This window comes from Rhizobium sp. NZLR1 (genome assembly GCF_017357385.1).
GTDB lineage: Bacteria > Pseudomonadota > Alphaproteobacteria > Rhizobiales > Rhizobiaceae > Rhizobium.
In genome coordinates, this window is the sequence record NZ_CP071632.1 from 4,501,676 (window position 1) to 4,525,392 (window position 23,717).

Sequence of the window (23,717 nt, forward strand, 5' to 3'; positions counted from 1 at the left end):
TTATCTTTCGGAGAGGAATTCCATGACAGGCGCCCAATGGCAGGCCGACCCGCTCACCTGGGGAACCGGACCGCGTATCTTCGAAATCTTCCTGGAGCCGACCTGCCCCTATTCGGTCAGAGCCTTCAACAAGCTCGATGCGCTGCTCAGCCAGGCTGGCGAAGACAAGATCACCGTCAAGATCCGCCTGCAGTCGCAGCCGTGGCACATGTATTCCGGCGTCCTCGTCCGCTGCATCATCGCCGCCTCGACGCTGGAAGGCGGCAAAGACACCGCCAGGAAGGTGATGGCCGCCATCGCCGCGCATCGCGAGGAATTCGAATTCGAGCGTCATGCCGGCGGCGCGAATGGACGTGACACCGAACCAGATCATCGAGCGCCTGGAAGGCTACAGCGGCATCAAGCTGAAGGACGCCTTCGCAATCCCGAATCTCGACCGGGAGATCAAATGGCACTGCAAATACGCCCGGCAAAACGGCATCCACGTCTCGCCGACCTTCACGATCGACGGGCTGGTGCAGGCAGATATGAGCAGCGGCGATGAGGTTGGAGCCTGGGTGAAGAAGGTGCTGGGCCAGTGACACCAGCTATGCCGACGTTCAAAAATTGCTGGCGTTGACGCCCGGGAGCTTATGGCGGAGAGGGTGGGATTTGAACCCACGATACCCTTGCAGGTATGCCGCATTTCGAGTGCGGTGCATTCGACCACTCTGCCACCTCTCCGCGGTCTGGTCGGCGCTTGTTCGGCGCGGGCGTTCTCATAACGGGCCTATGACAGGTTGGCAAGCCGAAAAGTCGAAGCATTCCATCCTTTTGCCTTGACACCTTTTTGTCACTCGCGTATCTCGGCTGCGCACTAGGTTCGGAGTAATCCGTGCCTCGGCCGTCCCGCGCTCGCGCGGGGCTTCACCGGCAGGACGAATTCGAGGATTAGCCTCTGAAATCCCTGCTTAACTTCGACTGATAAAAAGACGGCCACCCTGCTGAAGCAGCGGGGAGAGCTGGAACGAACATGAAAGGATAAAAAATGTTCGCAGTCATCAAGACCGGCGGTAAACAGTACCGTGTGGCAGCCAACGACGTGCTGACCATCGAAAAGCTGGAAGCCACCGCTGGCGATTCCATTGAATTCACCGAAGTGCTCGTGATCGGCGAAGGCGCCGACGCTGCGATCGGTGCGCCCTTCGTAACCGGCGCCTCTGTCAAGGCAGAAGTCGTCGAACAGAACCGCGGCAAGAAGGTCATCGCCTTCAAGAAGCGCCGTCGTCAGAATTCGAAGCGTTCGCGCGGCCATCGTCAGCATCACACGGTCGTCCGTATCACGGACATCGTGGCTGCCAAGTAAGATCAACGGGACAGGGTTTAAAGGAGAACTCCAATGGCACACAAAAAAGCTGGCGGTTCATCGCGCAACGGTCGCGATTCTCAGTCCAAGCGCCTTGGCGTGAAGAAGTTCGGCGGCGAAGCCGTCATCGCAGGCAATATCATCGTGCGTCAGCGCGGTACTGAGTGGCATCCGGGTTCCAACGTCGGCCTCGGCAAGGATCACACGATTTTTGCGCTTACCGCCGGCAATGTGAACTACCGAACCAAGGCCAACGGTCGCGTCTACGTGTCTGTCATGCCGAAAGCGGAAGCAGCGGAATAAGCCGGTAGCGCTCAAAAACAGCCGGCGTCTCATCGACCCGGCTGTCCGTATCAGGTTCAGTCTAGAAAACAGGGGAGATGGGGCGCCATCTCCCCTTTTTCTTTGTCCAAACAGGAGGACTGAACCATGCAAGGCGAATTGTTAAGGGTAGACCAATCACGGTCGCCCCGGGAAGACCAGGTGTCTTCCGAAGAACGGCTGAGGCCGGAACGGTTAAGGACCGATTGCCCTGTCTTGTTATCGGAAAGGCTCGTCATGCGCGCGCCCCACGAAGAAGACATCGACGCCCTTGCCCATCTCGCCAACAACGCCAAAGTCGCCACCATGGTATCGCGTATGCCGCACCCCTATACCGCCGATGATGCTGCTGACTTCGTGCGTCGCACGAAAAATGGCGAAATTGGCAAGTGCGTCTATGCGATCACCAAAGCCGAAAACGGCGCCTTCGTCGGCTGCTGCGGCGTCGAGCCGCATGCCGACGGCAGAACCGTCGAGATTGGTTACTGGCTGGGCGAGCCCTATTGGAACAAGGGTTATACGACCGAGGCCTGCCATGCCCTGGTCGATATGGTGTTCAGGACCCGTCAGGACGTCGATCAGATCGACGCCCGTTGCCGGGTGATGAACGTCGCCTCGCGCCGCGTCATTCAGAAGTGCGGCTTCCAGTTCCAGGGTTCGGGGCTCGCCGCCTCGCTGGCGCTCGGCAGCAACGTGCCTGTGGAATGGTACAGGCTCGACCGCAAGACCTGGATGTCCCTCAGAAGCTGGGGGAACATCGCATGAGCACGACCGCGCTGCAAAGGCCGGAGACCAAGCCGATGATGCCAGGCCCCGCGCCTGTCATCTCGACCGCCCGGCTGACGCTCCGCCCTCACAGGCTGAGCGATGCGCCATCGATTGCGGAATCGCTGTCCGATTTCGCCGTCACGCGCATGCTGTCCCGCGTACCCGCGCCGTTCGACCGGCAGGATGCGCTGGATTGGCTGGTCCCGGTCACATCAGGCGCCCTGCCGGACTGGCCGCTGGCGATCACCGGCAAGGACGATGTCCATATCGGTAACGTCGCCATCGAGCTGCGGCATGGCCGCTGGCACCTCGGTTACTGGCTGAACCGCTACTACTGGCGGCGCGGTTATATGAGCGAGGCGGTGGCGGCGATCATCGAGCGCTTTTCGCGCCGCATGCCGGAGACGCCGATCCATTCAGGCGTCTTCTCCGACAACCCGGCTTCGCTGCGCTTGCAGGAGAAGCTCGGTTTCCGCATGACGGGTTGCGGCGAAATCTATTGTTTCGCCCGCAACACCATGGTCTCGCACATCGAAACCGTGCTGCAGCCGGGCATGCTGCAGCCGCGCAAGGTGGCTTAATCAAAAAGGAGATGTCGCCGCCCCGCGGCGGCGTCTCCGTCAATTGCCGATCTCGACCCATAGCGGGAAATGATCGGAGCCAACGGATTGCGTATCGATCCGGGCGGATTTCAACCGGCCCTCGAGGCCGCAACTGACGAAGCAATAATCGAGATGCATGCGTTCGCCGTGATCCTCGGGATTCATCCAGCTGTAGCTCTCCGGGCGGTAGGCCTTGAGCGCCGCAAAGGCGTCGACCGGCGTGCCGATCCTGGCGATACGGCCGTAATATCCGCCGACGGCGCCGGCAAAGGCGCAATATTCCGGCGATTCCGGCTCCATGTTGAAATCGCCCATGATGACGTAATCCTCCGGCAGCGGCGGCTCCGGCAGATCGAATTCGCCGCCCCCGGTCAGCGATCCACCCTCCTGAACGAAAGCGTTGATACGGGCGTTCAGGAATTGCAGTTGGGCGATGCGCTCGTCTGGAGAGACGTGGTCGAGATGGACGGAATAGACGCGGATCGCCCCGCCGGGTGCCGCGATCACCGCCTCGGTTGCGCCGCGCTGCAGGTTGATCTTGCCGACCGTCCGGCTGCGCGGCAGAAGCAGCGTTCGGGTCGAAAGGATCGGCCAGCGCGACAAAACCATGTTGCCGAACTGGAAGCGCGTGCCCGGCACCCGCTGGCGCCTGCCTTCATCAACCTCGACAAACATGTCGCAGGCCGGTCCATACACCCAGAAATGGTCGGGAAACACGGCTGCAATGTCGGCCACCGCGTCGGCAAAACCGTTGCGCGAGAAGCCGCGGGTCACCTCCTGCAGCGCAATGACATCGGCGCCCTCAAGGCTCCGGGCAATGCGCGTGAGATCGTACCTGCCGTCGAGACCAAAGCCGTACTGTATGTTATAGCTCGCAAAATTCACGATAATCTTTGACCTCCGTCGGAACCGCCTATATCGAATGGGCCAAGACGGGCCGTCCAACTGCCACCGGATACTGGAAGTAAAATGAAATTTCTCGACGAAGCAAAGGTCTATATTCGATCCGGAGACGGCGGCGGGGGCAGTGTTTCCTTCCGGCGCGAGAAATTCATCGAGTTCGGCGGCCCGGATGGCGGCGATGGCGGACGTGGCGGCGATGTCTGGGTCGAGACCGTCAACGGCCTCAACACGCTGATCGATTTCCGCTTTCAGCAGCATTTCAAGGCGACGATCGGTACCCATGGCATGGGCAGAAACCGCACCGGCGCCAATGGCAGCGACGTGACGCTGAAGGTTCCCGTGGGAACCCAGATCTTCGAGGAAGATCGGGAAACGCTGATCTGCGATCTCACCGTCGAAGGCCAGCGTTATTGCCTCGCCCATGGCGGCAATGGCGGCTTCGGAAACGCTCATTTCAAGACCTCGACCAACCAGGCGCCGGATTGGGCCAATCCCGGCCTGCCCGGCGAGGAAAAGACCCTCTGGCTGCGGCTGAAGCTGATTGCCGATGCCGGCCTCGTCGGCATGCCAAATGCCGGCAAGTCGACCTTCCTTGCATCCGTCACTCGCGCCAGGCCGAAGATCGCCAACTACCCCTTCACCACGCTGCATCCCAATCTCGGCGTCGCCACCATCGACGAACGGGAATTCATTCTGGCCGACATTCCGGGCCTGATCGAAGGCGCCCATGAGGGTGTCGGCATCGGCGACCGGTTCCTCGGCCATGTCGAGCGCACCCGCGTGCTGCTGCACCTCGTCTCCGCCCAGGAGGAAAAGGTCGGCAAGGCGTATAAGACGGTGAAGCACGAGCTCGAAGCCTATGGCAACGAGTTGACGGACAAGCCGGAGATCGTGGCGCTGTCGCAGATCGACGTGCTCGACGAGGCCGAACTGAAGAAGAAGACCAAGGAATTGGCCAAGGCCTGCGGCAAGACGCCGTTCCAGATTTCGGCCGTCACCGGCAAGGGCATGACCGAGGTGCTGCGCGCGCTGCGCGACATCATCGTCGAGGAAAATGCCGAGGAAAAGCCGGCCAAGGTGCTGAAGCAGCGCCATCGCGACATTGTTGTCACCGATGAGGCTGAGGACGTTGGCGAGGATGGAGCCGATGACCAGCCGTAAGCCGCTTGGCCGCTATCGCCGCGTCGTCATCAAGATCGGCTCGGCCCTGCTCGTCGACCGAAAGGCCGGGCTGAAGAAGGCCTGGCTCGACGCCATGTGCGCCGATATCTCAGGCCTGAAGGCCAAAGGCATCGATGTGCTCGTCGTGTCATCAGGCGCAATCGCGCTCGGCCGCTCGGTGCTCGACCTGCCCTCGGGTGCGCTGAAACTGGAGGAAAGCCAGGCCGCTGCCGCCGTCGGCCAGATCGCCTTGGCGCGCGCCTGGTCGGAGAGCCTGTCGCGCGGCGAGATCGTCGCCGGCCAGATCCTGCTGACGCTTGGCGATACCGAGGAGCGCCGCCGCTATCTCAATGCGCGGGCTACCATCAATCAGCTTCTGAAAATCGGCGCCGTGCCGATCATCAACGAAAACGACACGGTCGCCACCAGCGAAATCCGCTATGGCGACAACGACCGCCTGGCCGCCCGCGTCGCGACGATGACCGGCGCCGACCTGCTCATCCTTCTTTCCGATATTGACGGCCTCTATACCGCGCCGCCGCATCTCGACCCGAACGCCACCTTCCTGGAGACGATTTCCGAAATCACCCCGGAGATCGAGGCGATGGCCGGCGGCGCAGCCTCCGAGCTCTCGCGTGGCGGCATGCGCACCAAGATCGATGCCGGCAAGATAGCGACGACATCGGGCTGCGCCATGATCATCGCCTCCGGCAAGACCGACAGCCCGCTGTCGGCGATCGAAAACGGCGCGCGTTCCTCCTGGTTCGCGCCGTCCGGCACACCGGTGACCGCCCGCAAGACCTGGATCGCCGGACAGCTGCAGCCGGCCGGCGAACTGCATGTCGATGACGGCGCCGTCACCGCACTCGGGGCCGGCAAGAGCCTGCTTCCCGCCGGCGTGCGCAGCGTTACCGGCCTGTTCAGCCGCGGCGATCCGGTGGCGATCATCGGCCCCGCCGGCCGCGAGATCGCCCGCGGCCTGGTCAGCTACGATGCCGAGGACGCCCGCCGGATTGCCGGCCGCAAGTCGGCGGAGATCGAGGCCATTCTCGGTTATCCCGGCCGCGCGGCCATGGTCCATCGTGACGACATGGTGATGACCGCACAGGTCGGTTCGAAATCGGAAAGGCAGAAGAAGGACGCGAGCTATGCTTGATACCGTTGCGCCAAGCCCTGACATTGACGCGCTGATGAATGACATCGGCCGCAAGGCAAAGGCTGCCGCACGACCGCTGAGCTTTGCGTCCGCCGAGGCGAAGAACAGGGCGCTGAACGCCATGGCCGATGCAATCCTGGCCAACAAGGCTGAGATTCTTGCCGAGAACGTCAAGGATTTGCAGGACATCGAAGGCACCGAGACGCTTGCCTCCTTCGTCGACCGGCTGACGCTGAACAACAAACGCGTCGCCGAGATGGCCGAGGGGCTCCGCGCCATCGCCGCCCTTGCCGACCCGGTCGGCGAAGTCATCGCCGCCTGGGACCGGCCGAACGGCCTGCAGATCGAGCGCGTCCGCACGCCGCTCGGCGTCATCGGCGTCATCTTCGAAAGCCGGCCGAACGTCACGGCTGATGCCGGCGCCCTCTGCCTCAAGGCGGGCAATTCAGTCATCCTGCGCTGTGGCTCGGATTCGCGCCGTTCATCGCAGGCGATCCATGCCTGCCTTGTCGAAGGTCTGAAGGCGGCAGGACTTCCAGAGCATGCTATCCAACTCGTCCCGGTCACCGACCGCGCCGCCGTCGGCGCCATGTTGCGCGGTTTGGACGGGGCAATCGACGTCATCGTGCCGCGCGGCGGCAAGAGCCTGGTCGCCCGCGTGCAGAACGAGGCCCGGGTGCCGGTTTTTGCCCATCTCGAAGGCCTCTGCCATATCTATGTCGATGGCTCGGCCGATATCGAGATGGCGAAGAAGATCGTCGTCAATGCCAAGATGCGCCGCACCGGTATCTGCGGCGCGGCCGAAACCCTGCTCGTCGACGGTGCGGCGATCGGCACGCACCTGACGCCGCTGCTCGAGGTTCTCATCGATGCCGGCTGCGAGGTCCGCGCTTCGCCAACCGTGCTGAAGGTCGCCCCCGGCCTGAAGCCCGCAACGGAAGAGGACTGGTCGACCGAATATCTCGACGCGATCATTTCGGTCGCCGTCGTCGACGGCATATCGGGCGCGATCGCCCATATCCAGACCTATTCCTCGAACCACACCGAGGCGGTGATCGCCGAGGATCCCCACGTCGTCGCGCGTTTCTTCACCGAAGTCGATTCGGCGATCCTGCTGCACAATGCCTCGACCCAGTTTGCCGATGGCGGCGAGTTCGGCATGGGTGCGGAGATCGGCATTGCCACCGGCAAGATGCACGCTCGCGGCCCCGTCGGTGTCGAACAGCTCACCTCCTTCAAATATCGGGTGCACGGCGCCGGACAGACGCGGCCCTGACGTGACGGCGGAGAGTTTGGACCGGCATTATCTCCGCATGCCGCACAGCGAGCGCGGCATGGTCGTCGGTCTGTTCGGCGGTTCGTTCAATCCGCCGCACCAGGGCCACGCACTCGTCGCCGAGATCGCCATCAAGCGGCTCGGCCTCGACCAGCTCTGGTGGATGGTTACCCCCGGAAATCCGCTGAAGAGCCGCAACCAGCTGGCACCGCTTACCGAGCGTATTGCCGAAAGTGAACGTGTTGCCGCCGATCCGCGCGTCAAGGTCACCGCCTTCGAACAGACACTCGGCGTCAGCTACACCGCCAATACGCTCGCCCGCGTCAAGGCCCGCAATCCGCATGTGCATTTCATCTGGGTCATGGGCGCCGACGGCCTGCAGACCTTTCACAAATGGCAGAAATGGCAGGAAATTGTCCGCACCTTCCCGATCGCCGTGATCGACCGGCCGGGCGCGACGCTCTCCTACCTCTCCTCGAAAATGACGCGGACCTTCGATTTCGCCCGTGTCGACGAAGATGATGCCCGTATTCTCTGGAAGAAGCAGGCCCCGGCCTGGACCTTCATCCACGGGCCGCGCTCCGGCCTGAGCTCGACGGCAATCCGCAACGGCTCGTCGCACGGCCAAGCCGAATAAATTTCAAGGAAGGTTCGAAAACGAGAAAGCCCGACGGGGGAGGATCCGTCGGGCTTATAAACTCGATCGACAACTGGGAGGAGGAGTGTTGTCGACCTATCGAGCGGCTATGGGAGGAGGAGGTCGCCGCTTCGATGCTCGTGTTTTATCATATTCCGCACGAAGGTGAATATCGATTGGTGCATTGCAGCAATGCACCAACTGCAATCCTGTCCGAATAGGCCGCTTTGGCGCTGCCGTTTTTATCGGCGGAATCAACGGAGCATGGTTCTGCCGCCGGAGAATTCTTGAAGTTTACAAAAGTGCAGCCTGGATATTCCGGCTCTATAGATCCCATTTTGCGTCCAAGCCATGCACTCGCCGAATGTTTGAAGCATTGGGTTCCTACGAACGAGACGGCCGGTGCGCTATATTTTTCCGGATATATCCCTAGCCAAGGCGCGCTACCCGTTATATTCGTCGCAATATTTCGAACCTTGGAGAATGATTTATGCAAGACCGCCGCCGATGGATGAAACTGGCAACCGTCGCGCTCGCCGCGCTTTGGTTTGGCGCAGCAGCGCTTCCAGCGCCCGCCGGCGCGGCCGAAAAGCTCACCGTCTTTGCGGCGGCGAGCCTCAAGGATGCGCTCGACGCCGTCAATGCCGCCTGGACCAAGGAGAGCGGCAAGGAGGCCGTTGCCTCCTATGCGGCAAGCGGGGCGCTCGCCAAGCAGATCGAAAACGCCGCTCCCGCCGATATCTTCATCTCGGCCGACCTCGACTGGATGGACTACGTCGCCAAGAAAAACCTCATCAAGGTCGACACCCGTTCCAACCTGCTCGGCAACAGCATCGTGCTCGTTGCCGAAAAGGACAAGGCAAAATCGGTCGAGATCAAGCAGGGCTTCGATCTTGCCGGGCTCCTGGGCGACGACAAGCTTGCCATGGGTGAGCCGAAATCGGTTCCGGCCGGCAAATACGCCATGGCCGCGCTGGAAAAACTCGGCGTCTGGAAATCGGTGGAAACCAAGGTCGCCGGCGCCGAAAGCGTCCGTGCTGCTCTCGCCCTCGTCTCCCGCGGCGAAGCGCCTTACGGCATCGTCTACCAGACGGACGCCGCGGCCGATAAGGGTGTGGCCATCGTCGGCACCTTCCCGGCCGATTCGCATCCGCCGATCATCTACCCGATCGCCATACTTGCCGAGAGCAAGAATCCGGACGCAACAGCCTATCTCGACTTCCTGAAATCCGACAAGACAGCCGCCTTCTTCACGGCGCAGGGTTTTACTGTCCTGAAATGATGGGCTGAATTGATTGCGGAATCAACAGTGACAGCTTAGCGTGAAGGCTCACATAGGTTCAAAGTCGGCAACTCCTCTTTCGTCATGCTCGGGCTTGTCCCGAGCATCTGCCCGGCACAAGGCCGAGGATGACATCGGAGAAGGAGCGAGATTTGTCGTCAAACTGAGGCTCGCCTGAGCGAGCCTTCGATCTTGGAGATAGCTGCATTTGAATATATTGGGCCTGAGCAATGAGGAATGGACGGCGATCCTGCTCAGCCTGCGTGTCTCTATTGTCGCCATGCTGGCGAGCCTGCCCTTCGGCATCCTCGTCGCCCTGCTGCTTGCTCGCGGTCGCTTCTGGGGCAAGTCGGTGTTGAACGGCATCGTTCACCTGCCGCTGATCCTGCCCCCTGTCGTCACCGGTTTCCTTCTCCTCATCCTGTTCGGCCGCCGTGGTCCGATCGGCAGCCTGCTCGACCAGTATTTCGGCATCGTCTTTTCTTTCCGCTGGACGGGTGCGGCGCTCGCCTGCGCCATCATGGCCTTTCCGCTGATGGTGCGCAGCATCCGCCTGTCGATCGAGGCGGTCGACCGCAAGCTCGAAGAAGCGGCCGGAACGCTCGGCGCCGGTCCCTTCTGGGTCTTCCTGACGATCACCCTGCCGCTGACCTTGCCCGGCATCATCGCCGGCATGATCCTCTCTTTTGCCAAGGCGATGGGCGAATTCGGCGCGACCATCACCTTCGTTTCCAACATTCCTGGCGAAACCCAGACGCTGTCGGCGGCGATCTATACCTTCACCCAGGTGCCGGGCGGCGATGCCGGCGCACTGCGCCTGACGCTCGTCGCCATCGTCATTTCCATGGCCGCGCTGCTCGCCTCCGAATTCCTCGCCCGTCTCGCCGGCCAAAGGATCGACCCGGAATGACGCTGATTGTCGAGGCAAAACAGAGGCTCGGCACCTTTTCGCTCGACGCCGCCTTCACCTCCGAACGCGGCGTCACCGCGCTGTTCGGCCGCTCCGGCTCCGGCAAGACCTCGATGATCCGCATCATCGCCGGCCTCGCCCGCCCGGACGAAGGCCGCGTCGTCCTCGACGGCGAGCCCCTGACCGAAACAGCAACCGGCATCTTCGTCCCGAAACATCGCCGCCGCTTCGGTTATGTCTTCCAGGAGGCCCGGCTTTTCCCGCATCTCAGCGTTCGGGCCAATCTCGCCTATGGCCACTGGTTCGCGGCCCGAACGGCACGCGGTGAAAGCTTCGATCACATCGTCGACCTGCTCGGTATCGAGCCGCTGCTGGAACGCAGCCCCGCAAAACTTTCCGGCGGTGAGAAGCAGCGTGTCGCCATCGGCCGCGCCCTTCTCTCCGCGCCCCGCCTGCTTCTCATGGATGAGCCGCTCGCCGCCCTCGACGAGGCGCGCAAGGCCGAGATCCTGCCCTATCTGGAGCGGCTGCGCGACGAGACGGAAATCCCGATCGTCTATGTCAGCCATTCGATCGCCGAGGTGGCGCGGCTGGCAAACCAGGTCGTCGTCATGCGCGACGGCAAGGTCGAAGCGACGGGTCCCGCCGTCGACATATTGAGCCGTCCCTCTGCGGCGGCCGACCGGAAAGAGGCGGGCGCGCTCCTCGAAGGCACCGTCGAAAGCTTCGATCCGCGTCACCGCCTGTCGACCGTCGCCCTGAAATCCTCTCAGCTCCATATTCCGAGTGCAGCCCTTACTTCAGGCAGACCGGTGCGCATCCGCATTCCGTCCCGCGACGTCATGCTGGCGACCACCAGACCCGAGGGCCTCAGCGCGCTGAACATTCTCGAAGGCAGGATCGCGGCGATATCGTCGGACGAGGACGGAACGGTGGAAATCCGGCTTGATTGCGACGGCGATATCATTCTTTCCCGCATCACCACACTCTCCTGCGAGCGTCTCGATCTCCAACCGGGAAGTGTCGTCTTCGCCGTCATCAAGACCGTGGCCCTGGAGGCCTGATCAGCCGTGTCGCTGCTGCAGGTTGCGCTTGCCCTCGAGCCAGGCGAGATCGCCGGCAAGGCTCGTGCGCATCGTTTTTTCCATCCGGCGGAAACGCTCGAGCAATTCCTCGCCGAACGGCGTCAGCGCTGCGCCACCGCCCTTCTGCCCGCCGCGCTGCGGCTCCACCACCTGCTCGCAGAACATCCGGTTCATCTCGCTGACCAGCAGCCATGCGCGGCGATAGGACATGTCCATCGCCCGCCCCGCCGCCGAGATCGATCCGGTCTGGCGGATATGCTCCAGCAGCTCCATCTTCCCATGGCCGAGCCGATCCTCATCCGGGAAGCTGATTCGCAGGACGGGCACGAGGGTTTTTGCGGCTGGATCGGTCATCGAATCGTGAAATCGTGAAATTTGCCGCACTTTACGCCGCGGTACGGAAACTGTACACGGGCCGCACAAGCAGCCCGCGCGGCAATATTCTTCAATTCGGACGCCAGATCGGATTTTCGACCGTTCTGTATCTTAGCGCGTCTTGAAACATTAGTGGTTTGATGCCTATCTTAACCATGGTCCGGTCTCGATCGGATCTGTGTTGTGCATGGTTTGTCATTCCAGGAAAGGGAAAGCACTGACAACAGTACACGCCAAGGGAAAAACGTTCGCCGTTATCCCGAAGAGTGCGGAACGTGGCGCCGATGCCGCCGCCCGCGCCCTAGAAACCGTCCTCGCCAGCCTCGAGGACTCCAAAGCTGAAGATATCGTCACCATCGACATTGCCGGAAAATCGGCGCTGGGAGACTACATGATCGTCGTCTCCGGCCGCTCGAGCAGGCATGTCATGGCGATCTCGGATCACCTGCTCACCGACCTGAAGGACGACGGCCTCGGCACGGCCCGCGTCGAAGGTCAGGAGGGCGGCGATTGGGTCCTGATCGACACCGGTGACATTATCGTGCACGTGTTCCGTCCCGAAATCCGCGAGTTCTACAACATCGAAAAGATGTGGGCGGCTCCGGATATGGATGAAGAAACACGGCACTGACAGGCGGTCCGGCATTCTGCCCGACGCCTGAAACGTGGCATTGACTGGCCGGAAAACATCAGAAGCCGGCCGGTGACGCCTTGTGCGCAAGATGTGCCGCATCAGCAGGAGCGGATGAATGCGAGTTGGTCTTTTTGCGGTGGGACGGCTGAAATCCGGCCCCGAAAAGGATCTTGCGGCCCGTTATTTCGACCGTTTCGCCAAGGCCGGCCCTGCCGTCGGCCTCGAACTGTCCCGTATTGCCGAAGTTGCCGAAAGCCGTGCTTCCAACGGGGAAACCCGCAAGCGCGAGGAAGCGGCGCTGCTGTTGAAATCGCTTGCCGATGGCAGCATCCTCATCCTTCTCGACGAACGCGGCAAGGCGCTTGACAGCGAAGCCTTCGCAAACCTGCTCGGCTCCTATCGCGACCAGGGCAAACGCGAGCTGACCATTGCCATCGGCGGCGCCGACGGCCTCGATCCATCCCTCTACGACCGTGCCGACACCACGCTTTGCCTGGGCAAGATGACCTGGCCGCATCAACTCGTGCGCACGCTGATCGCCGAACAGCTTTATCGCGCCGTGACCATCCTGTCCGGCCACCCCTATCACCGCGTCTGATTCCCCGCCGCTCGGCAATTCGCATTGTCACGCAGCCGTGTTCTGTCAGCCGGCTGTTATGCTTCAAACTTTCTGGCAAAGCGTGCCAAATCAGCTTAGTCTGCACGCGTTTTGAGAAAGTGCCCCAACACGCATGACGAGAGAAGCAACCAGGCGATACCGCATGATCCTGCCGGCTATCGCAGCCGGGGTCGGCGTGGCGGTGATTGCCGTGTCGGCAAATCCCTTCATCGTCCTGGCGCAAGATGCCGCCCCCGAGGCAGCACAATCGGCACCGCAGCCGGCAGGTGAGCCGGCGCCTCCCGATCCGGCCGCCGAACTGGCCGCCAAACGGGATCAGACCCGTACCGAACTCGAAACCCTGTCGAAAACGATCAGCCTCTCCTCCGACAAGGTGAGTGCGCTTAAACAGAGCATCGCCGATCTGGAAAAGAGCACGCAAAGCATCCGCCAGGCACTGATCGAGTCCGCGGCCCGCCGCAAGGCGCTCGACAAGCAGATCCTGGCAAGCGAGAAGAAGCTTGCCGATCTCGGCGTCAAGGAGGATGGCATCCGCCGCTCCCTGCACGAGCGCCGCGGCCTCCTGGCCGAGGTGCTGGCAGCCCTCCAGCGCATGGGCCGCAACCCACCGCCCGCTTTGCTCGTCACCCCTGATGACGCGCTCGCCTCGGTGCGCAGCGCCATCCTGCTCGGCGCCGTCGTGCCCGGTATCCGCAAGGAGACTGACAAGCTTGCCGGAGACCTTGCAAGCCTCGCCGCATTGCAGACCGCAAGTACCGCCGAGAAGGCCGGCCTGACCGCGACGATGACGAACGGTATCGAGGAAGAGCGGCGCATGGACCTGCTGCTTGCCGAAAACGACAAGCTCAGCCGCAGCAATGCCACCGAACTCACCGCCGAGAGAAAACGCTCCGAGGAGCTGGCGGGCAAGGCGACCAGCCTTGAAGGCCTTGTCGCCTCTATGGAATCCGAGATCGCTTCGGTGCGCGACGCTGCTGCCGCTGCCCGCCAGGCGGAGGAGAACCGCAAGCTGATGACGGACGAGCAGCGCGCCCAGGCCAAGGCCTTGGCCGACAGCGGCGTGCCCGATAAAAACCGCATTGCGCCCGCATATCCCTTCGGAGAATTGAAGGCGAAATTGGAGGTGCCCGTCGCGGGCGATATCCTGCGCCAGTTCGGCGATGCCGACGGCACCGGGCACGAGGCCATGGGAATGACGGTCGCCACCAATCCGGAGACGGTGGTGACGGCGCCTGCGGATGGGCTGGTGGTTTTCGCCGGCGCTTTCCGCAGTTACGGCCAGATGATCATCCTCGACACCGGCGATGGGTACCACTTGGTTCTCTCGGGAATGGATACGATCAATACCCGTCAGGGAAAGTTCGTTTTCTCCGGCGAGCCGCTCGCCGTGATGGGTGCGAAAAGAGTGGCAAGCGCAACTGCATTGGCGCTGGCAACGGACCGGCCAACGCTTTACATTGAATTTCGAAAGGACGGTAAACCGGTCGATTCCCGACCATGGTGGACCGCCAAAGACACTGGAAAGGCACGCAATGATTCGTAGGGCTTCTTTTGTTCTGGTCGGCGCATTGATGGGTGCGACCGCAATGAGCGTCATTTACTCGGCGGGTGCGCCGGCAGAAGCGGCCGGATCCTCGACGTACAAGGAACTCTCGGTGTTCGGCGATGTCTTCGAGCGAGTGCGCGCCCAATACGTGACGCCGCCGGCCGAAGACAAGCTGATCGAGAACGCCATCAACGGCATGCTCTCCTCGCTGGATCCGCATTCGAGCTATATGAATGCGAAGGACGCCGAGGACATGCGCACCCAGACGAAGGGTGAGTTCGGCGGCCTCGGCATCGAAGTCACCATGGAAGACGACCTCGTCAAGGTCATCACCCCGATCGACGATACGCCCGCCGCCAAGGCCGGTGTTCTCGCCGGCGATTATATCTCCGAGATCGACGGCCAGTCCGTGCGCGGCCTGAAGCTGGAAGACGCCGTTGAGAAGATGCGCGGCGCCGTCAACACACCGATCAAGCTGACGCTGATCCGCAAGGGCGCCGACAAGCCGATCGAGCTGACGATCGTCCGTGACGTCGTCGCCGTCCAGGCCGTCAAGTCGCGTGTCGAGGACGATGTCGGTTATCTCCGCATCATCTCCTTCACCGAGAAGACCTATCCTGATATGGAAAAGGCGATCAAGAAGATCAAGGACACCGTTCCGGCCGACAAGCTGAAAGGTTATGTCCTCGACCTGCGGCTCAATCCGGGCGGCCTGCTCGACCAGGCGATCAATGTCTCCGATGCCCTGCTGGAGCGTGGCGAAGTCGTTTCGACGCGCGGCCGCAATCCCGATGAAACCCGCCGCTTCAATGCCGGTCCGGGCGACCTGACGGATGGCAAGCCGGTTATCGTGCTGATCAACGGCGGTTCGGCTTCCGCATCGGAAATCGTCGCCGGCGCTCTTCAGGATCTGCGCCGCGCCACCGTTCTCGGCACACGCTCTTTCGGCAAGGGCTCCGTCCAGACGATCATCCCGCTCGGCGAAAACGGCGCGCTGCGCCTGACCACGGCGCTCTATTACACGCCGTCGGGCCGCTCGATCCAAGGCACCGGCATCACCCCCGACATCAAGGTCGAGGAGCCGCTGCCGCAGGAACTGCAGGGCAAGATGGTGACCGAAGGCGAATCCAGTCTGCGCGGCCATATCAAGGGCCAGAGCGAGACGGACGAAGGTTCGGGCTCGGTTGCCTATGTGCCGCCGGACCCGAAGGACGACGTTCAGCTGAACTACGCGCTCGATCTGCTGCGCGGCAAGAAGACCGATCCGGCCTTCCCGCCAAACCCTGACAAAGCCGTCGTCGCCAAGTAATGATCACCTCAAGGCCGGGCGAGTTGCCCGGCCTTGACCCTTTCTGCTGTTTCCCGGTTTTGGAGCGGGCGAAAAATTGGGAACGGACCTGCATGCGCCTTTGGGCGGCAACCGCAAAACCGGCAGCCGGCGGCCGGGTGTTTTGCGCCTGGGCCGCATCGCCGCCAGTCTTTGTCTTTTCGCGATAGGCGGCTTTTCCCTCTATACGGCGTTTCGCGGCGATGGGCTCGAACGCACCAAACCACCAGCGGCAGAACGAGCCGCAACGCCCCCCAATACGCCTCCGCCACCGACGACAACCGCCACAAAGACGCCGGACGGCATGCCGCGCGCCGAACCGCGCTCAGGCGCCACTGTCGAACAGATGGTCACCGGCGACGGCTCCGTCGTCACCAAATACAGCCCCCGCCCGCGCGATGGCAGCGGGCCGGTGCTTGTGGATGCCATGCAGATCGGCCAGGATCCGCGCATGGCGGCCCAGCCGAATGAAGCACTGCTCGAACAAACCCCGTTTGGCAGGCTTCCGATCGTCGGTCCCGATGGCCGGCGGCCGATGGATCAATATGCCCGTCCCGCGTCCGGCGCGCGCGGTGTCCGCATCGCCATCGTCGTCAGCGGCCTCGGGCTCAGCCAGACCGGAACGCAGCGCGCCATCGCTGAATTGCCGGAGGAAATCACCTTTGCCTTTGCCGCAAGCGGCAACAGCCTGCAGCGCTGGATGCAGGAAGCCCGCCGCGGCGGCCACGAAATTCTTCTGCAAGTGCCGCTCGAGCCGTTTGATTACCCGACGAATGATCCCGGTCCGGAAACGCTGCTGACCACGAAACCGCCCGCCCGCAATATCGAGAACCTGCACAAGGCGATGGGCGAGATCACCAATTATACCGGCGTCATGAATTATCTCGGCGGACGTTTCCTGTCCGATTCCACCGCCATGGAACCTGTCATGCGCGATATCGGCAAGCGCGGCCTGCTGTTCCTCGACGACGGCACGTCGGCGCAGTCGAAGACGGCGGCGGTCGCCAAGGGAACCGAACTGCCCTATGCCTTCGCCGATCTGCAGCTCGATGGCCAGCTCGATATAAACGCCGTACTGAAGAAGCTCGACGAGCTCGAGCGCATTGCCCGCAAGAACGGCCAGGCAATCGGCGTCGCTTCGGCTTTCGATGAGAGTGTTGACGCCATCGCCAAATGGAGCGAGGAGGCTGCGATGCGCGGCATCGAGATCGTCGGCGTCGCCGCCCTTTCCACCGATCCTCGTAACCCCTGAAATCCCCGAGAAAATCCTTGAACGGAGAAGAAGATGAGCCAGGCGACCGTGAAAGCCGAGGATCTGCCCTACCGCCCTTGCGTCGGCGTAATGATCCTGAACCGCGCTGGCCTTGTCTGGGCTGGACGACGCATTCCCGACGGCAATTCGGAGTATGACGGCTCGCCGCAGCTCTGGCAGATGCCTCAAGGGGGCATCGACGAGGGCGAGGATCCATTGGACGCCGCCTACCGCGAACTCTACGAGGAGACCGGCATCAAGACGGTGACCTTGCTTGCCGAAGCGAGAGACTGGATCAACTATGATCTGCCGCCGGCACTGATCGGTATCGGGCTAAGGGGAAAGTTCCGCGGCCAGACGCAGCGCTGGTTCGCCTTCCGCTTCGACGGCGACGACAGCGAGATCGCCATCAATCCGCCGCCTGGCGGCCACGAGCCGGAATTCGATTCCTGGGAATGGAAGCCGATGCAGGAATTGCCGAGGCTGATCGTTTCCTTCAAGCGCAGCGTCTACGATCAGGTGGTGGCCGAATTCCAGCATCTGGCAGGACTGCAATCGGAAGACTGATCGATACGGGCTGAGCGGACTGGTCGGCACCTGATACTGTCAGATGCGGAACACCGGCCGCCCAGGCGGCCGGTTTGTCATCGAATACTATTCAGCTTCGTTGGCGGAATCGGCGTTGAGCTGGCCGTATTTGCTCTCGCCGATTTTCCCGAGCAGATCGAGCTGCGTTTCGAGGAAGTCGATATGGCCTTCCTCATCCATCAGCAGCTCTTCGAAGAGCTTCATCGAAACGTAATCACCGGCCTCGTGACAGATATCGCGCGATTTCTTGTAGGCCGCGCGGGCGTCGTATTCGCCGGCGAGATCGGCTTCCAGCACTTCCTTGACGTTCTGGCCGATGCGCAGAGGCGCAAGGGTCTGCAGATTGGGATGGCCTTCGAGGAAAATGATGCGGGCAACAAGCCGGTCGGCATGATGCATCTCTTCGATGGATTCGGCGCGCTCCTTTTTGGCGAGCTTGGTGTAGCCCCAGTCCTCAAGCAGACGATAGTGAACCCAATATTGATTGACCGCCCCGAGCTCGAGGAACAACGCCTCGTTAAGCCGCTCGATGACCTTTTTGTCGCCTTTCAATGTCCGCTCTCCTGTTTTCCTCATGGAATTGCTTCAAGCGGGACATGAAATCAAATATCTCGGCCTCCGTCGAGTGGCGACGGGCATGATACTCCTCGGTTGTCTGCACAATGATGTCGACGACGTTTGGAAAGCAGCCACAGCAACGACCGCGTTTTTCCATGGCGTGATAGACCTTCGCCGGCACGATAAGCTGCCAACAGTCTTCGTCGAGAAGGTTGGTGATAACCTCCCGGATTTCCTTGTCGGTTATATAATTGCAGCTGCAGACAAGCACGTCTTCATTCCAAACATGACACTGACTATCGTGTTTTCTGCTAAAGAAGATGGTGGCTGTCAAGAAAAAATTCGAGCCCCGCATCAGAGAACAGCGGCGTCCGAATCGGGCCACAGGCATATCGCTGGTGATTATGTAGCGGTTCCAGGGGGATGCAGCCAGAAAGCAGATGAAGGCGCACCGCATGGCCCTGATCGGTGCGATATTTATTAATGGAAGTTGCGGCCGCGCGGCATCACCACAGCGGTTTCCGCTGCGCCGGAATTGCTGTCTGTGGCAGCCATCCGTTTTTCCAGCTCCGCCCTCTCTTGTGCAAGCTTTTTCTGCCGCTGATCGACTCCCGGTCTCAGCACTTCGTCTGCTCGCTCGCAGACCCCGAAACGCCGGGCCTCGCGTTGCAGGATACCGAGCGTCGGCGTCATGTCTTCGATATGCTCGACGACGGTATGGATCACACCGCTCTGGCTTTGCAGCCTGCCGCGGATTTTCACCAGCCGGGCGCCCATCACAACCGAACGGTATGTGTCGAATATCTTGTTCCAGACGATTGCATTGGCCACCCCGGTCTCGTCCTCAAGCGTCATGAAGATCACGCCCTTGGCCGAACCCGGCCGCTGGCGCACCAGCACGAGGCCTGCAATCGTCACCCGATGCCCGTTTGCGACCTTTAAAAGATCGACATTGCGCGTCACGCCCACCTTGCGCAATTCCTCGCGCAGGAAGGAGACCGGATGCGCCTTCAGCGACAGCGAGAGATAACGATAATCCTCGATGACCTGCTCTCCCGGCAGCATTTCAGGCAGCTTCGTTGCAGGCTCGATCTGGAGGTCGAGATGACGGGCCTGCTCGAAAAGCGGCAGCTCCTCGGCGGCGCTCTTCACATCCAGCGCCCGCACAGCCCAGAGCGCGTCGCGTCGTGATAGTTTGAGGGATTGGAACGCATCCGCATCCGCCAGTCGCTCGATGACGGATTTCTGCAGGCCAGACCGCAGCCAGAGATCCCGAACGGAGCTGTAGCCTTTGCCTCGATTTCTGATGAGCAGCTCCATCTCTTTATCCGAAACGCCCTTGATCTGCCGAAAGCCGAGCCGCACCGCGTGCCGTGCCTTGATGACCCCGCGCATCTCATGGTGGCGAAAATCGATGGCATTCGGATCGAAAGCGGCCGCTTCCAGACCGCAGTCCCAGTCGGATTCGTTGATGTCGACCGGCAGGATTTTTACCCCGTGCTCGCGTGCATCCCGCACCAGCTGCGCCGGCGCATAAAACCCCATGGGCTGGGAATTCAGCATCGCCGCGCAGAAGACGTCGGGATAATAGGCCTTGAGCCATGAGGAGGCATAGACCAGCAGTGCAAAGGAGGCGGCATGGCTTTCAGGGAAACCATATTCACCGAAGCCTTTGATCTGGTTGAAACACTGCTGTGCAAATTCCGGGGCATAATCCTTTGAGACCATTCCCTCGAGGAACCGCTTCTCGAAATTGCCGATCGTGCCGGTTCGCTTGAATGTCGCCATCGCTCTGCGAAGCTTGTCGGCTTCTCCAGGCGCAAAGCCTGCAGCTGTGATGGCGATCTGCATCGCCTGTTCCTGGAACAACGGCACGCCGAGGGTTCTTTCCAGAACCGCTTCCAGCTCCTTACTCGGATATTCGATCGGGATATTCTTGGCCCGCTGCTCCCGGCGCTTCAGATAGGGATGTACCATATCGCCCTGGATCGGTCCTGGCCGGACGATCGCCACCTCGATGACGAGGTCGTAGAATACCTTCGGCTTAAGACGCGGCAGCATGCTCATCTGCGCCCGGCTCTCGATCTGGAAGACGCCAAGCGTATCGGCCCGGCCCATCATCTCGTAAACCGGCCTGCCTTCGTCTCCATGCTCCCTGTTGCCGAGATCTGCGAGCGTCTTCTTCACGTCGTAATGCAGTTCAAGCAGCGAAAAACCCTTCCGCAAGCAGGTCAGCATGCCGAGCGCCAGCACATCCACCTTGAGGATCTTGACATTGTCGAGATCGTCCTTGTCCCATTCGATCATGTAGCGATCCGGCATTGCCGTCTTCATGATCGGCACCACTTCATCGAGCCGGTCCCGCGTGATGACGAAGCCGCCGACATGCTGGGTGAGGTGGCGCGGAAAGCCGAGAAGCTCGGAGGCATATTTCAGCACGTTCCTGGTGACCGGATCCTTGATATCGAGACCAGCCGCCTTTGCATCCCTCTCGGAAAGATTATCCTCCGACCAGCCCCAGATGAGGCTGCTGATCGCCGACTGGACATCCTCCGACAGCCCGAAGGCCTTGGCGACCTCGCGGCCGGCCGAACGGGTACGGTAGGTGGTCACCCCCGCCGTCAGCCCGGCATGTTCTCTTTTGTAGGTTCTGTAGATGAACTGGATGACCTCTTCGCGCCGATCATGCTCGAAATCGACATCGATATCCGGCGGTTCGTCGCGATCCATCGAAATGAAACGGTCGAACAGCAGCGTGCTCTTTTGAGGATCGACTTCCGTAATTTCGAGACAATAGCAGATGACCGAATTTGCCGCCGATCCGCGTCCTTGGCACAAGACCTTGAGGTCATAACGGGCGTGCTGGATGATCCTGTGAACCGTCAGGAAGTAGGAAGCGTAGTTCTTGTCGCCGATGAGTTTTAACTCGTAATCGATCTGCGTCGCCACCTTGAGCGGAACACCCTCGGGATAGCGCCTTGCGGCTCCTGCCCTCGTCAGCCTCTCGAGCGTCTGCTGCGGTGTTTCGCCGGGATCGTTTTCAGGTGGATAATTATGCTCCAATTCCTTCAGCGAAAAGCTCAGCTTGCCGAAGAAGGCCTGGCTATTTTCGATCGCACCAGGATAGTCCCGGAAGATCCGGACCATTTCACGTGAATCCTTGAGGTAGCGCTCGGCATTCGGCGCCAGCAGGAATCCGGCTTGCGCTATCTGTATATGCTCCCGGATCGCGATCACCACATCCGAAAGCGGCCGGCGTTCAGGATGATGATAAAGCGGCTGGTTGGTCGCAATCAGCGGCACGCGATTTTGTGCCGCAAGCATGGCAAGCACCGCAAAGACCTGCCTGTCGCGGCCGTCATAGGCTGGCGCCAGCGCCATAAAAAAAGCCTTGCGGAACCGTCTGCGAAATCGTTCCAGATAATCTTCCAGCGTCGACTGACCCGCCTGATGATCGATAAGGGTGCGATCGGGAACGAGCGCAAGCATCATCTCGTCCCCCCATTCCATCAGCTCCGCTTCCGTGAGAATGCAGCTTCCCTTGACCGCTTCTTCCTTCAGATTGCCGGCGCTGAGAAGACGGCAGAGATTTGCCCAGCCCCGCCGATTGCGTGGGTAGGCGAGGATATCAGGCGTGTCATCGGAAAAGACGAGGCGGGCGCCCGGCTGAACCCGGATCGGATGGAGAATCGTTTCTTTTTTCCCTTGCTTCTCCGCCTGGGCCATAATCGCATCGCGGTTCTTGTATCTCTCCTCGAGCTGCTCCGCCTGCGCATGCGCCCTGACTACGCCGGCAACCGAATTCCGGTCCGCAATCCCGAGACCGCCGAGCCGGAGATGAGCGGCCTGCACGACCATCTCTTCCGGACTGGCGGCGCCTTCGAGAAACGAAAAATTCGTTCTCACGCCGATCTCGAAAAATGCGGACCCGCTCTTCATGCAAACACACCGTGCATGAACCAGCGGGGATCAAGTTCCCGGCCGTAGAAACCGCGACGATAGATCCAGAAGCGATGTCCGGTCTCGTCCTCGATACGGAAATAGTCACGCGCCTCGGCGTCATCCCCGTCGATCCACCACTCCATGGCGATCCGTTCCGGCCCTTCGCTTCTTGCCACCTGATGCTGCATGCGCCGCCAGCGGAAAACCTGCGGCGGGCCATCGGGCACTTCGGCAAGCATGATTTCGACCGGCTCCGGCGTGGCAAAGAGCCGTAGCGGACGCTCTTGGCGGAAAGGAAGTTGGATGTCCTGCGCCGCTTTCCGCCTGGGAAGACTATCCATCACAGGAACCGTGATGACGGCGCGTTCCGGCACATGGCTCTCGCGGAGCTGGAAGCTTTGCAGGCAATCCGCGCCAAGCCGGGCCGAGACCCGATCGACGAAGGCCGAAAGCGAGATTTCTCCCTGGCGGTCGCCCTCGAAATCAGCCTGTGCCTCGTTGAAGGGATCATGCCGCAACACATTCAACCGCAGGATTTCGAAACCATAGCCGGCATCGAGATCGTCATAGACCGCCTGCAATCGCTCGGAAAAAAGCCCGGCAATGAACTTTGGTTCGCGAAGCGGCTGCGAAGCGCCGACGGAGATACGAAAGACCCTGCCGTCGACCCGGAACAGCACCAGTTCGAACACCCGCCCGCCGGCGCCTCGCGCCTCCAGCGACGGCTGCAGCGACATGGCGACCTGCCTGGTGACGGCAAGGATCTGTTCTTCCGTCCCGATCGGCTCGATCAGGCGGCTTTCGGCCGAGAGACTGGCAACCGGACGCCGGGGCGAGACCGGCTCCTCTTCACGTCCGAGCGCCTGATCGAGACGCAGAAGCAGCCCCGGGCCGAACCGGCGGGTCAGCGGCGCCCGCGGTGCATCGATGACGTCGCCGACATATTTCAGACCGAGCTTCTTCAGGGCATCGACGGTTCGTCCTTCCAGCCGCAAGGCCGCGACCGGCAAGGGCAGCAGCACATGCTCCGTTTCCTCGTCCTCGATCACGCCGCCTTGCCCGAAGCGCGACGCGGCCCAGGAAAGGCCTGGCGACGACGAGATCGCCCCGCGCGCATCGAACCCCATATGAAAAAGCCGCGACAGCACATCCTTGAGAAGCGTCTTTTCCCCGCCGAAGAGATGGGCGCAGCCGCTAATATCCAGAAACAGGCCGTCCTTGCCGTCGAACGCCACCAGCGGCGTATAGCGGTCGCACCAGTCGGCAATGGCCTCCAGCAACCGGCGGTCGGCCTCCGGATCCTCTTCCGCGACCTCGAGCAATGGGTACATGGCGCGCGCTTCGGCAACGCCCTGCTCCTTCTTCAGGCCCAGCCTCTCGGCCAACTCGTCCAGAGCCGTCAGTCGCATCGCATTGTTGAGCTTGCCGGA

The 23,717-nt window shown here is 61.5% G+C and carries 23 protein-coding genes, 1 tRNA gene and 1 pseudogene; 18 read left to right on the plus strand and 7 right to left on the minus strand.

The window, feature by feature from the left end; genetic code table 11:
* Positions 1–22 precede the first annotated feature (22 nt).
* A pseudogene (locus J3O30_RS22035) lies at positions 23–581 on the plus strand (thioredoxin domain-containing protein).
* Between the two features lie 52 nt (positions 582–633).
* On the opposite strand, the gene J3O30_RS22040 reads toward J3O30_RS22035, so the two are convergent.
* A tRNA-Ser gene (locus tag J3O30_RS22040) sits at positions 634–723 on the minus strand.
* A gap of 304 nt (positions 724–1,027) precedes the next feature.
* Here J3O30_RS22040 and rplU point away from each other — a divergent pair.
* From rplU to J3O30_RS22060, 4 genes are all read left to right on the plus strand, one after another.
* A complete protein-coding gene (gene rplU / locus J3O30_RS22045) occupies positions 1,028–1,345 on the plus strand; it encodes a 50S ribosomal protein L21 (RefSeq protein ID WP_003543907.1) in 318 nt (105 codons plus the stop codon).
* Positions 1,346–1,378: 33 nt separating this feature from the next.
* Entirely contained in the window at positions 1,379–1,648 is a 270-nt protein-coding gene (rpmA, locus tag J3O30_RS22050) for a 50S ribosomal protein L27 (RefSeq protein ID WP_003543909.1), read from the plus strand.
* 126 nt (positions 1,649–1,774) lie between these two features.
* A complete protein-coding gene (locus tag J3O30_RS22055) occupies positions 1,775–2,431 on the plus strand; it encodes a GNAT family protein (RefSeq protein ID WP_007632239.1) in 657 nt (218 codons plus the stop codon).
* Positions 2,428–3,015 (plus strand): GNAT family N-acetyltransferase, encoded by a 588-nt coding sequence (locus J3O30_RS22060; protein WP_207582262.1) that lies wholly within the window; start codon positions 2,428–2,430, stop codon positions 3,013–3,015. The genes J3O30_RS22055 and J3O30_RS22060 overlap by 4 nt, the downstream gene beginning before the upstream one ends.
* Before the next feature lie 39 nt (positions 3,016–3,054).
* On the opposite strand, the gene J3O30_RS22065 is transcribed toward J3O30_RS22060, so the two are convergent.
* Complete coding sequence (locus J3O30_RS22065) at positions 3,055–3,921, minus strand: endonuclease/exonuclease/phosphatase family protein (protein ID WP_207582263.1); 867 nt, start codon at positions 3,919–3,921, stop codon at positions 3,055–3,057.
* Between the two features lie 84 nt (positions 3,922–4,005).
* Between J3O30_RS22065 and obgE the strand changes: the two genes are divergently transcribed.
* From obgE to modC, 7 genes are all read left to right on the plus strand, one after another.
* Positions 4,006–5,100, plus strand: a complete 1,095-nt coding sequence (gene obgE, locus J3O30_RS22070) for a GTPase ObgE (RefSeq protein WP_207582264.1) — start codon at positions 4,006–4,008, stop codon at positions 5,098–5,100.
* Positions 5,087–6,256, plus strand: coding sequence for a glutamate 5-kinase (gene proB, locus J3O30_RS22075; RefSeq protein ID WP_207582265.1), 1,170 nt, complete (start codon positions 5,087–5,089; stop codon positions 6,254–6,256). Before obgE ends, proB begins: the two co-directional genes overlap by 14 nt.
* A complete protein-coding gene (locus J3O30_RS22080; protein WP_207582266.1) occupies positions 6,249–7,532 on the plus strand; it encodes a glutamate-5-semialdehyde dehydrogenase in 1,284 nt (427 codons plus the stop codon). Before proB ends, J3O30_RS22080 begins: the two co-directional genes overlap by 8 nt.
* Positions 7,533–7,569: 37 nt before the next feature.
* Entirely contained in the window at positions 7,570–8,169 is a 600-nt protein-coding gene (locus tag J3O30_RS22085; RefSeq protein ID WP_246762703.1) for a nicotinate-nucleotide adenylyltransferase, read from the plus strand.
* A gap of 490 nt (positions 8,170–8,659) precedes the next feature.
* The gene (modA, locus tag J3O30_RS22090; protein ID WP_207582268.1) at positions 8,660–9,451 is read left to right on the plus strand and encodes a molybdate ABC transporter substrate-binding protein; all 792 of its coding nucleotides are present in this window, start codon (positions 8,660–8,662) and stop codon (positions 9,449–9,451) included.
* Between the two features lie 208 nt (positions 9,452–9,659).
* Positions 9,660–10,361: a molybdate ABC transporter permease subunit gene (gene modB / locus J3O30_RS22095; protein WP_207582269.1), complete on the plus strand. Its 702-nt coding sequence runs from the start codon at positions 9,660–9,662 to the stop codon at positions 10,359–10,361.
* Positions 10,358–11,425: a molybdenum ABC transporter ATP-binding protein gene (gene modC / locus J3O30_RS22100; protein WP_207582270.1), complete on the plus strand. Its 1,068-nt coding sequence runs from the start codon at positions 10,358–10,360 to the stop codon at positions 11,423–11,425. The genes modB and modC overlap by 4 nt, the downstream gene beginning before the upstream one ends.
* Here the strand turns inward: modC and J3O30_RS22105 are convergent, their stop codons facing one another.
* Entirely contained in the window at positions 11,426–11,800 is a 375-nt protein-coding gene (locus J3O30_RS22105) for a winged helix-turn-helix domain-containing protein (RefSeq protein ID WP_207582271.1), read from the minus strand.
* A gap of 208 nt (positions 11,801–12,008) precedes the next feature.
* Here J3O30_RS22105 and rsfS point away from each other — a divergent pair, with 208 nt between their 5' ends.
* The 6 genes from rsfS (at position 12,009) to J3O30_RS22135 (ending at position 17,766) form a co-directional block, all read left to right on the plus strand.
* The gene (rsfS, locus tag J3O30_RS22110) at positions 12,009–12,452 is read left to right on the plus strand and encodes a ribosome silencing factor (protein ID WP_007632221.1); all 444 of its coding nucleotides are present in this window, start codon (positions 12,009–12,011) and stop codon (positions 12,450–12,452) included.
* 118 nt (positions 12,453–12,570) lie between these two features.
* A complete protein-coding gene (rlmH, locus tag J3O30_RS22115) occupies positions 12,571–13,053 on the plus strand; it encodes a 23S rRNA (pseudouridine(1915)-N(3))-methyltransferase RlmH (protein WP_207582272.1) in 483 nt (160 codons plus the stop codon).
* 163 nt (positions 13,054–13,216) lie between these two features.
* A complete protein-coding gene (locus J3O30_RS22120; RefSeq protein ID WP_207582273.1) occupies positions 13,217–14,617 on the plus strand; it encodes a murein hydrolase activator EnvC in 1,401 nt (466 codons plus the stop codon).
* A complete protein-coding gene (locus J3O30_RS22125; protein WP_207582274.1) occupies positions 14,607–15,929 on the plus strand; it encodes a S41 family peptidase in 1,323 nt (440 codons plus the stop codon). Before J3O30_RS22120 ends, J3O30_RS22125 begins: the two co-directional genes overlap by 11 nt.
* A 76-nt stretch (positions 15,930–16,005) precedes the next feature.
* A complete protein-coding gene (locus J3O30_RS22130) occupies positions 16,006–17,199 on the plus strand; it encodes a divergent polysaccharide deacetylase family protein (protein ID WP_207582275.1) in 1,194 nt (397 codons plus the stop codon).
* A 33-nt stretch (positions 17,200–17,232) separates the two neighbouring features.
* Positions 17,233–17,766: an RNA pyrophosphohydrolase gene (locus J3O30_RS22135; RefSeq protein ID WP_207582276.1), complete on the plus strand. Its 534-nt coding sequence runs from the start codon at positions 17,233–17,235 to the stop codon at positions 17,764–17,766.
* A gap of 87 nt (positions 17,767–17,853) precedes the next feature.
* Here the strand turns inward: J3O30_RS22135 and bfr are convergent, their stop codons facing one another.
* From bfr to J3O30_RS22155, 4 genes are all read right to left on the minus strand, one after another.
* Positions 17,854–18,339 (minus strand): bacterioferritin, encoded by a 486-nt coding sequence (gene bfr / locus J3O30_RS22140; RefSeq protein ID WP_003589587.1) that lies wholly within the window; start codon positions 18,337–18,339, stop codon positions 17,854–17,856.
* Positions 18,305–18,703 (minus strand): (2Fe-2S)-binding protein, encoded by a 399-nt coding sequence (locus J3O30_RS33275; RefSeq protein WP_246762769.1) that lies wholly within the window; start codon positions 18,701–18,703, stop codon positions 18,305–18,307. Before J3O30_RS33275 ends, bfr begins: the two co-directional genes overlap by 35 nt.
* Before the next feature lie 122 nt (positions 18,704–18,825).
* Positions 18,826–22,284 carry an error-prone DNA polymerase gene (locus J3O30_RS22150; protein WP_207582278.1) on the minus strand — a complete coding sequence of 1,153 codons (3,459 nt, stop codon included), beginning with the start codon at positions 22,282–22,284 and terminating at the stop codon, positions 18,826–18,828.
* The gene (locus J3O30_RS22155) at positions 22,281–23,696 is read right to left on the minus strand and encodes a DNA polymerase Y family protein (RefSeq protein WP_246762704.1); all 1,416 of its coding nucleotides are present in this window, start codon (positions 23,694–23,696) and stop codon (positions 22,281–22,283) included. Before J3O30_RS22155 ends, J3O30_RS22150 begins: the two co-directional genes overlap by 4 nt.
* Positions 23,697–23,717: the final 21 nt, after the last annotated feature.